Origin of the sequence: Streptomyces alkaliterrae (genome assembly GCF_007097205.2) — a bacterium.
GTDB lineage: Bacteria > Actinomycetota > Actinomycetes > Streptomycetales > Streptomycetaceae > Streptomyces > Streptomyces alkaliterrae.
Map to the genome: position 1 here is coordinate 1 of NZ_VJYK02000129.1, position 14,658 is coordinate 14,658.

Annotated in this window: 12 protein-coding genes; 9 read left to right on the plus strand and 3 right to left on the minus strand. The window is 73.3% G+C overall.

Annotated elements, in window-relative coordinates; translation table 11 throughout:
- The 5 genes from FNX44_RS14005 to FNX44_RS14025 all read left to right on the plus strand — a co-directional run.
- The coding region (locus tag FNX44_RS14005) for a S1C family serine protease (RefSeq protein ID WP_143648546.1) at positions 1–797 on the plus strand (797 nt) is incomplete at its 5' end.
- 34 nt (positions 798–831) lie between these two features.
- Positions 832–1,551 carry a response regulator transcription factor gene (locus tag FNX44_RS14010; protein WP_143648548.1) on the plus strand — a complete coding sequence of 240 codons (720 nt, stop codon included), beginning with the start codon at positions 832–834 and terminating at the stop codon, positions 1,549–1,551.
- 17 nt (positions 1,552–1,568) lie between these two features.
- Positions 1,569–3,002, plus strand: coding sequence for a sensor histidine kinase (locus FNX44_RS14015; protein WP_143648550.1), 1,434 nt, complete (start codon positions 1,569–1,571; stop codon positions 3,000–3,002).
- Between the two features lie 143 nt (positions 3,003–3,145).
- The gene (locus FNX44_RS14020) at positions 3,146–4,408 is read left to right on the plus strand and encodes an MFS transporter (protein ID WP_143648552.1); all 1,263 of its coding nucleotides are present in this window, start codon (positions 3,146–3,148) and stop codon (positions 4,406–4,408) included.
- Between the two features lie 114 nt (positions 4,409–4,522).
- The gene (locus FNX44_RS14025) at positions 4,523–4,915 is read left to right on the plus strand and encodes a peptidase inhibitor family I36 protein (RefSeq protein ID WP_173019189.1); all 393 of its coding nucleotides are present in this window, start codon (positions 4,523–4,525) and stop codon (positions 4,913–4,915) included.
- A 60-nt stretch (positions 4,916–4,975) separates the two neighbouring features.
- On the opposite strand, the gene mshD is transcribed toward FNX44_RS14025, so the two are convergent.
- Positions 4,976–5,872, minus strand: coding sequence for a mycothiol synthase (mshD, locus tag FNX44_RS14030; protein ID WP_143648555.1), 897 nt, complete (start codon positions 5,870–5,872; stop codon positions 4,976–4,978).
- Between the two features lie 192 nt (positions 5,873–6,064).
- Here mshD and FNX44_RS14035 point away from each other — a divergent pair, with 192 nt between their 5' ends.
- On the plus strand, positions 6,065–7,900 hold the full coding sequence (locus FNX44_RS14035) for a bifunctional metallophosphatase/5'-nucleotidase (RefSeq protein ID WP_143648557.1): 1,836 nt from the start codon (positions 6,065–6,067) through the stop codon (positions 7,898–7,900).
- A 250-nt stretch (positions 7,901–8,150) separates the two neighbouring features.
- Here the strand turns inward: FNX44_RS14035 and FNX44_RS14040 are convergent, their stop codons facing one another.
- Positions 8,151–8,744 (minus strand): NADPH-dependent FMN reductase, encoded by a 594-nt coding sequence (locus FNX44_RS14040; RefSeq protein ID WP_143648558.1) that lies wholly within the window; start codon positions 8,742–8,744, stop codon positions 8,151–8,153.
- Between the two features lie 117 nt (positions 8,745–8,861).
- Here FNX44_RS14040 and soxR point away from each other — a divergent pair, with 117 nt between their 5' ends.
- The 3 genes from soxR to FNX44_RS14055 all read left to right on the plus strand — a co-directional run bounded on the left by soxR (position 8,862) and on the right by FNX44_RS14055 (position 13,212).
- Complete coding sequence (gene soxR / locus FNX44_RS14045; protein WP_143648559.1) at positions 8,862–9,320, plus strand: redox-sensitive transcriptional activator SoxR; 459 nt, start codon at positions 8,862–8,864, stop codon at positions 9,318–9,320.
- 474 nt (positions 9,321–9,794) lie between these two features.
- Positions 9,795–12,140, plus strand: coding sequence for an RNA degradosome polyphosphate kinase (locus tag FNX44_RS14050; RefSeq protein WP_228449879.1), 2,346 nt, complete (start codon positions 9,795–9,797; stop codon positions 12,138–12,140).
- Positions 12,124–13,212 (plus strand): CHAD domain-containing protein, encoded by a 1,089-nt coding sequence (locus FNX44_RS14055; RefSeq protein ID WP_143648560.1) that lies wholly within the window; start codon positions 12,124–12,126, stop codon positions 13,210–13,212. The genes FNX44_RS14050 and FNX44_RS14055 overlap by 17 nt, the downstream gene beginning before the upstream one ends.
- A 279-nt stretch (positions 13,213–13,491) precedes the next feature.
- On the opposite strand, the gene FNX44_RS14060 is transcribed toward FNX44_RS14055, so the two are convergent.
- Positions 13,492–14,523 (minus strand): NAD-dependent epimerase/dehydratase family protein, encoded by a 1,032-nt coding sequence (locus FNX44_RS14060; protein WP_143648561.1) that lies wholly within the window; start codon positions 14,521–14,523, stop codon positions 13,492–13,494.
- Between the last annotated feature and the right edge of the window lie 135 nt (positions 14,524–14,658).

Consider the following 14,658-nt stretch of genomic DNA (forward strand, 5'->3'; position numbering starts at 1 on the left):
GGGCGGCTGTCGGTGTCGCAGGTGGGCAGTGGGCGGCGGGGCGGCCCGACGCTGGTCCCGGCGGCAGCGCCGACGCCACCAACGTCAGCGCGGACGGCACCGGCACCGTCGCGTCCGTCGCCGCGAAGGTGACGCCCAGTGTCGTCGAGGTGCGTACCGACAGCGCCACCGGCTCCGGGGTGGTGATCTCGAAGGACGGGGAGATCCTGACCAACAACCACGTCGTGGCCGGTGCCGACCGCGTCCAGGTGCGGTTGAGCGACGGGCGTACCGTCAGCGCGCGGGTCGTCGGCACGGATCCGGATCTGGACATGGCGCTGCTGAAGGCGGAGGGCGTGCGCGGGCTCACCCCGGCGGCGCTCGGCGGGTCGAAGTCGCTGCGCGTGGGCGACCAGGTCGTGGCCGTCGGCTCGCCGAGTGGGCTGACCGGGTCGGTGACCAGCGGGATCGTCTCCGCGCTGGATCGGGAGGTGACCGTGCCGCGGGAGGACGGGGAGCGGGAGCGGCAGCGCGAGCACTGGCCGTTCGAGTACGGCGGCGGCCGGTACAACGGCGACCTGGGCGAGCGTACGACGAGTTACCGGGCGATCCAGACCGACGCGGCGCTCAATCCGGGGAACTCCGGCGGTCCGCTCTTCGACATGGCGGGCCGGGTCGTCGGTATCAACTCGGCGATCTACTCGCCGACCGGCGGGGGCCCCGGGCAGGGCGGCCAGGCCGGCAACGTGGGGCTCGGCTTCGCGATCCCGATCGACGACGTGGTGAAGATCCTTGACGACCTGCGCGCGGGGAGCTGAGGGCCCGGCCGAGGCCGGTGGCACACTCACCGACATGAGTGTGCTGATCGTCGACGACGAGCCGGCGGTGCGGGACGCGCTGCGGCGCGGTCTCGGCTTCGAGGGCTACGAGGTCGACCTGGCGGTGGACGGCGTGGAGGCGTTGGCCAGGGTCGCCGCCGGCCCGGAGCCGGAGCTGATCGTCCTGGACGTGCAGATGCCCCGGATGGACGGGCTGACGGTGGCGCGGCGGCTGCGCGCGGAGGGCCGCCGGGTGCCGATCCTGATGCTGACTGCCCGGGACACCGTCGGCGACCGGGTCACCGGGTTGGACGCCGGCGCGGACGACTATCTCGTGAAGCCGTTCGAGCTGGACGAACTGCTCGCGCGGGTACGGGCGTTGTTGCGGCGTAGCGGGTACGAGCGCGGCGGCGGTGAGGTGGCCGGCGAGTCCGACGAGCTGGTCTTCGCCGACCTGCGGATGAACGCGGCGACGCGCGAGGTGACGCGCGGCGGGCGGCCGCTGGAGCTGACCCGCACCGAGTTCACCCTGCTGGAGCTGCTGCTCAACCACCCACGACAGGTGCTCACGCGGCAGCAGATCCTGCACGCGGTCTGGGGATTCGACTACGAGCCGTCCTCCAACTCGCTGGACGTGTACGTGATGTACCTGCGGCGGAAGACGGAGGCGGGTGGGGAGCCCCGGCTGGTGCAGACCGTGCGCGGCGTCGGCTACGTGCTGCGTGAGCCGCCGACCGGGCCGGGCGCCGCGTGATGACGGGGGACGCGGCCATGGGCAGCGATCGCCCGAGCGGTCGCGTGGCGCGGCTGCCGTTGCGCGGCAGGCTGGCGCTGCTGACGGCCGCCGTGGTGGCGCTCGCGGTGGCCGCCTGCTCGCTAGCCGCCTGGCTGCTCGTCCGGGAGCAGCTGGTCGCCTCGTTGGACGACTCGCTGCGGCGCAGCCAGGTGCCGGTGCAGCTGGTTCTGCGGCAGGTGGAGGCGGGCCGCTGTGTGACGGTGCCGTCCGACGAGCGGGCCGAGGACGCCAACCCGTTCGCCTCCACCGTGCGGATCGTGGACCGGCACGGCACGAGTTGTGTGGTCTTCGGCCAGCGCCAACTGGACGTGAGTCCGAATGACTTGGAGGTCGCGCGCGGCGAGGCGCCGGAGTCCCTGCACAACGCGACCGCCGCCGACGGCACCGTCTACCGGGTGCTCACACAGCCGCTGCCGGGCACGGACGCGGCGATGTCGGTGGCGAGACCGATGGACGAGGTGAAGGCGTCGCTGGACCGGCTCGGCCTGGTGCTCGGGCTGGTCGCCGCCGGGGGAGTGCTGGCTTCGGCGGGTGCGGGTGTGGCGCTCGCCCGGGCCGGGCTGCGGCCCGTGGACCGGCTCGCCGACGCCGTCGAGCACGTCGCGCGAACGGAGGATCTCGCCGTCCGAATCCCCGTCGAGGGGGACGACGAGATCGCCCGGCTCTCCCGCTCCTTCAACAGCATGACGCGGGCGCTGGCCGCCTCCCGCGACCTCCAGCAGCAGCTCATCGCCGACGCCGGACACGAGCTGCGCACCCCGCTCACCTCGATGAGGATGAACATCGACCTGCTGGTGCGCAGCGAGCGGACCGGCCGTCCGCTGCCCGAGCGGGAGCGGCGGGAGCTGCTGGACTCGGTGCGTTCCCAGATGGCCGAACTCTCCGCGCTCATCGGCGATCTCCAGGAGCTGTCCCGGCCGGAGTCGTCCCCGGCGCAGGCCGCCACCGAGGTCGTCGGGCTGCACGAGACCACCGAACGGGCCGTCGAGCGGGTCCGGTTGCGCGGGACGGGCATCACGATCAGTGCCGATCTGACGCCCTGGTACGTGCGGGCCGAGCCGGCCGCGCTGGAACGCGCGGTGGTCAACCTGCTCGACAACGCGGTGAAGTTCAGCCCGGCCGGAGGTGAGGTGACGGTGTCGCTGAGCGGCGGCGTGCTGTGCGTGCGCGACCAAGGGCCCGGCGTTCCGGCGGAGGAACTGCCCTACGTCTTCGACCGGTTCTGGCGCTCCCCCAGCGCCCGTGGGTTGCCGGGCTCCGGTCTCGGACTGTCGATCGTCGCCCGCACCGCCCAACGGGCGGGTGGGACCGTGGAGTTGCGGCCCCTGTCCGGCGGGGGCACTGAGGCGTGCCTGGCGCTGCCCGGCGCGCCCGCGCCGCCACCGGAGCACCCGCCGCGCGTCCCCTGAGGCAGGAGGTTCAAGCGCGCCTGAACACCGGCGCTTGACCTCAAGCGCGCTTGAGCTCCTACCGTCGTCCCGTAACCGGATCACCCGCCCCGGCGGCCCAGCCCGGGCGGGTGCTTCACGGCCGGCGACGAGCGGAGTGCCAGATGCGGACGACAACCACAGAACCGGGCGGCGGCCGGGCGGTGCTCGCCGTCATGCTGCTGGCCTCCACACTGGCCGTGATGGCCGGCGCGGTGCTCGCTCCCGTGCTGGAGGTGATACGCGGCGAACTCGGCGTCTCCGGCACCGCCGTCGGCTTTGTCCTCACCGCGCACGCGCTGGTCGTCGCCGTCGTCAGCCCGGCGGTCGGCGCCCTGATCGACCGCGTCGGCGTGCGCACCCCGCTCGCCGCCGGTCTGGTGATCTACGGCGTGGCCGGCGGCGCGGGCATGGTCGCCGACTCCTACCCGGCGCTGATCGCCGGCCGGATCGTCTTCGGCGTGGGGGCGGCCGTGGTGTTCTCCGCCACCACCGTCGCCATGCTCGCGCTCTACCGGGGGTCCGTGCGGGACCGGGTGATGGGCTGGCGCTCGACGGCGATGAGCCTCGGCGGCGTCGCGTGGCCGCTGCTCGCCGGTGCGGTCGGCGGCCTGAGCTGGCACGCGCCCTTCGCGATCTACCTGCTGGGTGTACCGCTCGGCGTCGCCGTCTGGTGTGTCATGCCTGCCGGGCGGCTCACCGGCACCGACACGCGGCCGGGGCCGTCCGGGAGCACCCTGACCATGCTGCGCCGCGCGCCCGCCGTGCTCGGCTGGAGCGCCCTGCTGGGTGCCGTCGCCGTACTGCTCTACGCCCTGGTCGTCTTCATGCCGCTGCGCCTCGCCGAACTCGGCGTCAGTGCACCGCTGTTGGTCGCGCTCGTGAACATGGCGAGCACCCTTGCCATGATGCTCGTGGGCCTCGGATACGCCCGGCTGCGTGGGCGGTTCGGCTACCTGACGATCCTGCGCTCGGCCGTCGTGCTGTGGGCCGCCGCCTTCGTGCTGCTCGGGCTGACCTCCTCGCTTGTCCTCGCGGTCCTCGCCTTGGCGCTGTTCGGTCTGGGCGCCGGTGTGATGATGCCGGCCGCCACCGTGCTGCTCGGCGACAGCGCGCCGGCCGGGCAGCAGGGGCGGGCCGTCGCGCTGTCGGGGACGGCGGTGTTCACCGGCCAGTTCGCGTCGCCGCTGCTGCTCGGGCCCGTCGTCGACGGACTCTCCGTACAGGCCGGCTATCTGACCGCCGCCGCCCTCTCCGTGCTCGTCCTCGCCGCCCTCGTGGCCCTCACCGGTCGGCGCGCACCCCGCCGCCACGACGCCTCCGGCACCCCGCTCACCCTGCCCCACGAGGCGACGGCACCGAAGTCGCCCGGCATGGGCCTCCGCTGAACTCCGGGTGACGCATGGGGAGTCGAGATGGCTGCCCTCGGATGTCCGAGGGTACGCACTGCCGGCTTCCTTACTACTCTCCTCCGCGAAGCCCTACACACCAGGAGGAAACCGGTGAAACGGAACATACTTCGTCGTGCGGTTGTCGGGGTCAGCGCTCTCGGTCTGGCGGTCACGGGTCTGGCGATGGCCCCGGCCGCGTCCGCCGCGAAGAGCGACTGCCCGCGTGAGTACGTGTGCGTCTGGAACAACACGTCGTTCAGCGGCAAGCCGACATGGAAGTCGAAGGGCAACCTCTACAACCTCAAGTCGTCCAACGGCATGTCGATCGTCAACCACGGGAAGCGCTACCCCGGCGCCGACCACATCTGGTGGAAGGCCACCTGGTCCGGCGGCGCCACGTCCTCGGGCTGCCTGCACTACCCCGAGGACATGCCCAACGGCACCACCTACCGGCTCTACGGCAACGTCACCCTCAACCACGCCGTCTGGGGCGGCGACTGCTGAGTGAGCCGAACGCCGTGGCGGCCCGCGGTGGGCCGCCACGGCACACGAGCCGGTAGGGGCTCAGGTCTCCGTGCGGTACATCAGGTCGACCTCGTAGATGCGGAAGCCGAGGCGTTCGTAGACGCCGACGGCGGCGGTGTTGTCGGCGTCGACGTACAGCATCGCGTTCTGCACGTGGCGGTCGGTGGCCAGATGGCGCAGCCCGGTGAGGGTGAGCGCCTTGCCGAGGCCGCCGCCCTGCGCGTCCGGGACGACACCGACGACGTAGACCTCGCCGAGTCGTTCCGCCTCGTGCACCTTCGTCCAGTGGAAGCCGACCAGCTCGCCCCGGCGCTCGGCGAGGAAGAAGCCCGCCGGGTCGAACCACGGCTCCTCCTTGCGGGCGTCCAGGTCGCGCTGGGTGAGGGCGCCCTGCTCGGGATGGTGGGCGAACGCGGCGGCGTTGGCGGCGAGCCAGGCCGCGTCGTCCTTGCCGGGGACAAACGTGCGGACCTCCACGTCGTCCGGGTAGCGCGCCTCCGGCAACGCGTCGACCGACAGCGGCATCCGCATGTGGCGCAGTTCGCGGAAGAGGGTCATGCCCAGCGACTGCGTCAGGTGGCGGGCGGCGGCGTGACCGCCGTGTGCCCACACGCGCAGCCGGCGTCCGGAGGTGGCGAGCAGCGCCTGGCCGAGCGCCCTGCCGAAGCCCTGGCCCCGGTGGGCCGGGTGGACGACGAACTCGCCGGCCGGCGCCTCCACCGGGTCGACGTCCTCCAGTTGGCCGTACCCCACCAGGGCGCCGCCCGAGCGCACCAGGAAGTGGGTGACCCCCTCGCGGGGCCCGCCGCGCAGCTGGAGCCGGCCCTGTTCGGAGACGGCCGGCTGTCCGTCCACCCGTGCGGCTTCCTCGATGAGGGCGAGGGCTTCCCGGACGATGTCGTCCGAAACCTGCTCTACAGCAACGACGTCAGTCATGACAGAAGCGTAGCTGTCGACGGGCCGGGAGCGGCCCCGGTGACGTGTCCGGTGTCACCCCCCGGCAACCGGTTGGTCACCGCAGCCCTCCTGACACGCTACGCGCGTTGACCGTAGGCTGCCGTCTGCTGCGATCCGCCCGGGAGCACGCTCCCGGGCGCCGGACCATTCACTCCCCGAGGGGTACACGACATGCCCACTTCCCCCGCCCGCCGGAGGACGACCAGACTCGCGGTCGCCGCGACGGGACTCGTCGCGGTGGCCGCGATGAGCGCCGTCTCCCTGCCCGCCGCCCAGGCCAGCAACAGCAAGGCCGAGAAGGACGCGACGGCGCAGAGCGCCGCGAAGCACGGCAAGCACGGCAAGCACGGCCACACCGTCGACCTCCAGGTGCTGGCCATCAACGACTTCCACGGCGCGCTGGAGCCGCCGACCGGCTCCGGCGGACGGGTGACCCACCAGCACCCGGACGGCAGCACCGAGGCGATCGACGCCGGCGGCGTCGAGTACCTGGCCACCGCGCTGCGCAAGGCCCGGGCCGGCAAGGCGCGTTCGGTGACGGTCGCCGCCGGCGACATGGTCGGCGCGACCCCGATGCTCTCCGGCCTCTTCCACGACGAGCCGACCATCGAGGCGCTGAACAAGGTCGGCATGGACGTCGTCGGCGTCGGCAACCACGAGTTCGACGAGGGCGCGAAGGAACTGCTGCGCAAGCAGCGCGGCGGCTGCCACCCGGAGGACGGCTGCTACGCCGACGACCGCCGCTTCATGGGCGCGAACTTCCCGATCCTCGCCGCCAACGTCGTCCACGAGAAGACGAAGAAGCCGCTGCTCGCGCCCTACACGGTCAAGAACCTCAAGGGCGTGAAGGTCGGCTTCATCGGAGTGACCCTGGAGGACACCCCGGGCATCGTCTCCGGTGAGGGCATCAAGGGCCTGAAGTTCCTCGACGAGGCCGACACGATCAACAAGTACACCAAGGAGCTGAAGCGCAAGGGCGTCAACGCCGTCGTCGCGCTGATCCACGAGGGCGGATACCCGTCCTCGCAGGCGTACAACCACAACTGCGACGCCGACGGCGCCGGCCTGAGCGGCCCGATCGTGGACATCGCCCGCCGCACCGACGCGGGCGTCGACGCGCTGGTCACCGGCCACACCCACCAGGCCTACGTGTGCACCGTGCCGGACCCGAAGGGCAACGACCGACTGGTCACCTCCGGCGCCTCCAACGGCCGGCTCTTCACCGAGCTGACCATGTCCTACGACCGCCGCACCAAGGACATCGTCCGCACCTCCGTGCGCGGCGTGAACAAGGTCGTGCACCGGCAGCAGCCCAAGGCGCGGGACCTGACGAAGCTCATCGGCTACTGGGACAAGCTGGCCGGACCGGTCGCCAACCGGCCGATCGGCTGGATCGCCGAGGACATAGGCCAGGACCGCACGATCCCCGAGTCCCCGCTGGGCGACCTGGTCGCCGACTCGCAGCTCGCCTACGCCCGGACCCTCGACCCGAAGACCGAACTGGCCCTGATGAACCCCGGCGGTCTGCGCACCGACCTCGTCTACAAGGCCTCCGGCGACGAGGGCGACGGCGTGGTCACCTACGGCGAGGCGTTCGAGGTGCAGCCGTTCTCCAACACGGTGAACCTGGCCGACCTCACCGGCGCCCAGCTGCTCCAGATCCTCCGCGAGCAGGTCAGCGGCCCGAACGAGGGGGCGCCGAAGGTCCTCCAGGTCTCGGCCGGCTTCACCTACACCCTGGACCTGACGCGTTCCGGCGCGGACCGGGTGGTGGCCGACTCGGTGCGGGTGAACGGCGAACCGCTGGACCTCGGCCGCACCTACCGGGTCGCGATGAACTCGTTCCTCGCCGGCGGCGGCGACGGGTTCCCGACCTTCGCCCAGGGCACCAACCCGGTGGTCGGCGGTCTCGACCGGGACGCCCTGGAGGCGTACCTGACGGGGAACAGCTCCGCGGCGAACCCGCTGAAGGCCCCGGCCGCCGACCGGATCACCGTGATCCGCTGACGCGGGTCCGATGGTCCGCCGACGCGGGTCCGGTGATCCGCTGACGCGGGTCCGGTGATCCGCGGACGCGATCCGGCAACCGGCGCCCGGCGACTTAACGTTCGGGCCGGCGGACCGTAGTCTGCTCACGGCGCTCCGGCGCACGGCGGCGGCCCGGCATCCCACCCCTCCATACATACGGGATGCCGGGCCGCCTCTCTGTCGGCGGCGCTCGCCGACCCCTCGCGGGGGCGGCGGCGCCCGCCGGCCCTCAGGCGCCGTAGGGGCGCTTCTCGCGGCCCTCGCCCAGCGTGGTGGCCCACCACTCGAGCTGGCCGAGCATGTTCTTGGCCGCCGCTGCGGTGGCCTCGGCGTCCTTCGGCTGACCGTCGCTGCCGAAGACCTCCCAGGCGTTGTGGAAGCTGAGCGCGTCCCGGACGGTCAGCGCGTGCATCTCGGGGAACACCTGCCGCAGCTGTTCGGCGGCCCGGATGCCGCCGCTCTGGCCGCCGTAGGAGACCAGCCCGACCGGCTTGGCGAACCACTCCTCGCGGTACCAGTCGATGACGTTCTTGAGCGCCGCCGGGAAGCTGTGGTTGTACTCGGGTGTGACCACGACAAACGCGTCGGCGTCCGTGAGCCGGGCGCCCAGCTCCTTCTGGACGCGGTCGACGGCCGGGTCCGTCTCACCGCCCCAGGCCGGCATCACCACGGGCAGCGGGTGGTCCGCGAGATCGATCAGATCCACCTCGAAGCGGCCGTGCTCGGTGGCCCGCTCGGCGAACCAGCTCGCGACGGTCGGGCCGAAACGGCCGTCCCGGACGCTGCCGATGATCACTGCGAGGCGGGGCTGACGGTCGGTCATGTCGGTCTCCTGGTAGTCGAGTTCACCGCGTGGCACACCCGGAGGGCTTCCGGCCCGCCCGGCTGACCACAGCCTCACAGTTGAAGTCAGGTTGAAGTCAAGCGGTATGGTGTGCGCATGACGTCTGTCTCCTGGAAAGCACGCCATCTCACCGTCGGCCAGGTCGCGGAACGGAGCGGCGTGGCGCCGTCCGCGTTGCGCTTCTACGAGCGCAACGGGCTCATCCACAGCACCCGCACCTCCGGCAACCAGCGTCGCTTCGCCCGTGACACGCTGCGGCGCGTCGCCTTCATCCGGGCCTCCCAGCGGGTCGGCATCTCCCTCGACGCCATCCGCGCCGCGCTCGCGCTCCTCCCGGACAACCGCACCCCCACCCCCGAGGACTGGCAGCGGCTCTCCGAGTGCTGGCGCGAGGACCTGAACGCGCGGATCAGGGAGTTGGAGGAGCTGCGGGACGACCTCACCGACTGCATCGGCTGCGGCTGCCTCTCCCTGAGCAGCTGCGCGCTCGCCAATCCCGAGGACCAGGCCGCCCAACAAGGCGCAGGACCCGCCCGCCACCTCACCGGCCACTGACCCCCACGGGGCGGGCCGCCCCGCCGGCAGCCTTCGCGCGGCTCCGAGCCCGGACGCGCCGTGCGCGGAGCCGCGCACATCCGCGCCGGGCCCGCGACTCCGGTCGCGCCGCCGCCGGGGTGCGCGCCTCCCGCCCGAAGCCGGAGCTGGTGGCCGACGTCGCTTGGAGAGCGGATGTCCCAGGGGCGTGCCTGTGGCAGCGGGTCCACGCCGCCGCGACATCGCCGTCCGCGTCGTGGCGAACCACTGCCCCTCGCGCGTCGGCGAGCCCCCGGCCCGCCAGGGCCCCGGCTCCTCGCCGCACCTCAGTGGATCTCCTTACGGCCATGTCGACGTAACCATGGATTCAGACTGGCTTGCGAGCATCGCGGAATGCAGCCCGATCAGCCCGTCTCCGGCCAGGCGACGGCCGCCGCCCACCCGGTCGCGCCAGCCGCGCGGGACGGGCGGGCCGCCGCGCGGAAGAATAGGGGAATGAGCCAGTCAGCGCAGTCCTCCTCCTCCCGCAAGGCCGCCTCGACCCGCGCCGCCTCGCCCCGCGCCGGCGCGGTGGCGGCTTCCGCGGCAGCCGCCCCGGCGGCCGGGCCGATAGCCGCCGCCCGGTCGGCGGACGGTTCGTCCGGCGACCGGCTGGCGGGGGAGTCGACGCTGGCCCCGGAGCGGTCCTCCGTCCCGGACCGGGACGCCGAGATCGACGCGGGTCTGGACTCCGACCCGGACGACCTGCCGCCCTCCGCCGAGGGAGCCGAGGAACTGCCCGCCGACCGCTTCCTCGACCGTGAGCGCAGCTGGCTGGCGTTCAACGAGCGTGTGCTGGAACTGGCCGAGGACCCCAGCACCCCGCTGCTGGAACGCGCGAACTTCCTGGCGATCTTCGCCAGCAACCTGGACGAGTTCTTCATGGTCCGGGTGGCCGGCCTCAAGCGCCGCATCGCGACGGGCGTGGCCACCCGCTCGGCGTCCGGGCTCCAGCCGCGCGAGGTGCTGGAACTGATCTGGACCCGCTCGCGGGAGCTGATGGCCCGGCACGCCGCCTGCTACCAGCAGGACGTCTCCCCGGCGCTCGCCGACGAGGGCGTCCACCTGATCCGCTGGGCCGATCTGACGGAGAAGGAGCAGGCCCGCCTGTTCACTCTCTTCCGACAGCGCATCTACCCCGTGCTGACGCCGCTGGCCGTCGACCCGGCGCACCCGTTCCCCTACATCTCCGGGCTCTCGCTCAACCTCGCCGTGGTCGTCCGCAACCCGATCAGCGGACACAAGCACTTCGCACGTGTGAAGGTTCCGCCGCTGCTTTCGCGGTTCTTCGAGGCGTCACCGCGCCGGTTCGTGCCGCTGGAGGACGTGATCGCGGCGCATCTGGAAGAGCTGTTCCCCGGCATGGAGGTACTGGCGCACCACATGTTCCGGGTCACCCGCAACGAGGACCTGGAGGTCGAGGAGGACGACGCGGAGAACCTGCTCCAGGCGCTGGAGAAGGAACTCATGCGCCGCCGCTTCGGCCCGCCCGTGCGGCTGGAGGTCGAGGAGACCATCGACCCGTACGTGCTCGACCTGCTGGTGCGCGAGCTGAAGATCTCCGACGCCGAGGTCTACCCGCTGCCCGGCCCGCTGGACCTGACGGGCCTGTCCGCGATCGTCGGGGCCGTCGACCGCCCCGAGCTGCGCTACCCGAAGTTCGTCGCCGGCACCCACCGGGACCTCGCCGAGGTGGAGACCGCCTCCGCCCCCGACGTCTTCGCGGCTCTTCGCGAACGCGACGTGCTGCTGCACCACCCCTACGACTCCTTCTCCACCTCCGTGCAGGCCTTCCTGGAGCAGGCCGCCGCCGACCCGGACGTCCTCGCGATCAAGCAGACGCTGTACCGGACCTCCGGCGACTCGCCGATCGTCGACGCGCTCATAGACGCCGCCGAGTCCGGCAAGCAGGTGCTGGTCCTCGTGGAGATCAAGGCCAGGTTCGACGAGCAGGCCAACATCAAGTGGGCGCGCAAGCTGGAGGAGTCCGGCTGCCACGTGGTCTACGGCATCGTCGGCCTCAAGACGCACTGCAAGCTCTCGCTCGTCGTCCGGCAGGAGGGCGAGCACCTGCGCCGCTACTCGCACGTCGGCACCGGCAACTACCACCCCAAGACCGCCCGGCTCTACGAGGACCTGGGCCTGCTCACCGCCGACCAGCAGGTCGGCGCGGACCTGTCCGACCTGTTCAACCGGCTCTCCGGGTACAGTCGCCGGGAGACCTACCGGCGGCTGCTGGTCGCCCCCACCTCGCTGCGCGACGGACTGGTGGCCCGGATCAACAAGGAGATCGGCCACCACCGCGCCGGGCACCCCGCGTACATCCGCATCAAGGTCAACTCGATCGTCGACGAGACCGTCGTCGACGCCCTGTACCGGGCCTCCCAGGCGGGTGTGCCGGTGGACGTCTGGGTGCGCGGCATCTGCGCGGTGCGCCCCGGCGTACCCGGGCTCAGCGAGAACATCAGGGTGCGCAGCGTGCTGGGCCGCTTCCTGGAGCACTCGCGGGTGTTCGCCTTCGGCGGGGGCGGCGAGCCGGAGATCTGGATCGGCAGCGCCGACCTCATGCACCGCAACCTCGACCGCCGCATCGAGGCGCTGGTCCGGGTCACCGACCCCGGCCACCGCGCGGCGATCGACCGGCTGCTGGAGACCGGCGTCGCCGACTCCACGGCCTCCTGGCACCTCGGACCCGACGGCGAATGGACCAGGCACGCCGTCGACGCCGAGGGCCGACCGCTGCGACACGTCCAGGAAATGCTCATCGACGCCCGGAGGCGCCGACGTGGTCCCACGACATGACCTGACCGCACGACGGCTCCCCGAGCCGTCCGAGGCCCCCACCGGGGCGCCGCCGGCAGGCCCACCCGCCCCGCGCGGGCCGCAGGACACGACCACGGCGGGAGAGGCGCTGGCCGGCTACCTCAACCGGCAGGCCGCCGAGCTGCTGCGCGGCCTCCGACTGCACGACGAGAACGCCGGCAGCGCCGAGACGGCGGCCCAGGCCGCCGAGGCCGTGCGGCTGCTGCGCCGCTCGGCCCGCCGCATCAGCGGCGCCCTGCACACGTTCCGCCCGCTGCTCGACAGCGCCTGGGCGGACCGGGTCAGCGCCGAACTGCGCTGGTTGTCAGGCGTGTTGGCCAGAGAACACGCCTACGCGGCCCGGCTGGACCGGCTGCTGGCCGCGCTCCACAGGCTGTCGTCGCCGGCGGGGGGCGGCGACGGCGGTCCGGGCGGGGAGCGGGACGAACCGCCGCGCACCGGCCGCCCCGGCGCCGGCGCGGCCAAGGCCGGCGCCCTGCTGGAACGCCAGCTCACCCTGGCCCGCACCCGCGCCCACTCCGCCGCCCTGCGGGCGCTCGGCTCCGGCCGCTTCCACGCGGTGGCCGACGAGGTCGCCGTACTCGCCTCCGACGCCCCCGTCCAGGACCGGGCCGCCGACCGCCCCGCCGAACTGACGCTCGGCCCGCTCGCCGAGCTGACCCACCGGCGGCTGGTCGAGGCCGTCGAGGCGTTGCCGACCGGCAGCCAGGCGCTCGCGCACACCCTGACCGCCGAGGAGGGCCGCCACGACGCCGCCTGGCACCAGGTGCGCCACCTCGCCCGCCTCACCCGGTACGGGCTCGAGGTCCTGGTCGGCGACCCGGGCGCGGACGACACGACGGCGCCGCTGCACGGCGCGCTGCTGCTCGCCGGACACCAGCTCGACCGCCACCGCGACGCAGCGGAGGCCGCCGCCGCGGCGGCAGCCGCCGGGCGCACCCCGCGCATCGCCCCGACCACCGCCTACGCCCTCGGCGTCCTCCACGCCGACCAGCGCCACGAGGTCGAGGCCGCCCGCGCCGCCTTCACCCGCATCTGGCCGACGCCGTGAGCCGCCGCCTGCCGGCGACGTGACGCGGGCGACCGAGCCGCGTGGCTCCGCAAGCGGCCGCGGGCCCGGCTCTGCGCGGCCAGGCCTGGCGCGGTCCAGCCGGACGCGGTCCCGCCTTGCCCGGCCCGGCGCGGTCCGGTGCGGTTCAGTCGGAGGCGGTTCAGTCGGGCGCGGGCCCGGCCCCTGCGCTGGACGTGGCGCGGCCTGGTGCGGTCCAGCGGGGCGCGGTTCAGCCGGGCGGGACTCTGCCAGGCACGGCGCGATCCGGCCGGAAGGGGATCAGCCGGACGCGTCGCGTCCGAGTGCTTCGCGTCCGAGTGCTTCGCGACCGAGCGCTTTGAGCAGTGCGCGTTCGCGGGCTGCGCTGAGGCCGGCGCGTCTGGGGCGGTCGAGACCCTGCGCGCGCTCCCACCTCAGGGTGTCGGCGAGCAGTTCGACGCGCGGCCGGTGGCGCAGCCCCGCGGCCAGCGCCGCCGCCCCGCTTCGCGCCGCCCAGCCCTCCTTCCCGGCTTCGACCGCCCACATCGGCAGCGACTCGTCGCCCATGAACTGGGTGACCTCGTGCGCCAGCAGCCAGGCCGAGGGGGCCTCGACCACCGGGCCCGTGTGCCCGCCGACCGCACGTGAGAGCGCGAGCCAGTCGGCGAACGGGACAAGCGGTCCGACCGTGTCGTAGACGCCCGTCGTCCGGGTCTCGGCGCGGTCCAGCAGCCAGGCGGCGAGGTCCCGGACGTCGACCGTCTGGGTGGGCATGGCCGGTTCGTCGGGGGCGAGCAGTGCGCCCCGCGGGTCCCGTGCGGCCCGGGTGACCCAGTAGCCGGACCGTCCGCTGTGATCTCCGGGGCCGCCGATGAGTCCGGCGCGCGCGATCAGCAGCCGGTCGCCGACGGCGGCCGTCGACGCCCGCTCGCAGGCAGCCTTGGCCTCGCCGTAGAGCGCGCGGTCGACGTCGTCGCGGTCGGTCGGCGGCAGCAGCGGGGCGGACTCGTCCGCGCCCGGCTCGGCGTGGGAGGCGTAGGCGCTGATAGAGGAGACGTAGCACCAGTGCCGGGCTCTGCCGCCCAGCGCGTCGAGCGCTCCGCGGACGTAGCCGGGCTGCCAGGAGACCTCGACGACCGCGTCCCACTCCTGGTCGGGCAGCCGGGCGTAGCACGAGGCGTCGCGCCGGTCGGCGGTCACCAGCCGCGCGCCGTCCGCGACGTGCCCGCTCGCGCCACGGGCCAGGCACGTCACCCGGTGGCCGCGCGTGACTGCCTGGCGCGACAACTCCCGCCCCAGCCAAGCCGTTCCGCCCAGTATCAGGATCTCCATCCGGCCACCCAAGCACCGCCGGGCCTGTCCCGCACGGACGTTCGCGCAGGGCGGACCGGCGGTGGGCGGCCGGGAGGCGGCGGTGTCGGCTGGGCCGTCGGGGTGGTCGGCTGCGGAGGCGGCGTGGGTCGGGGA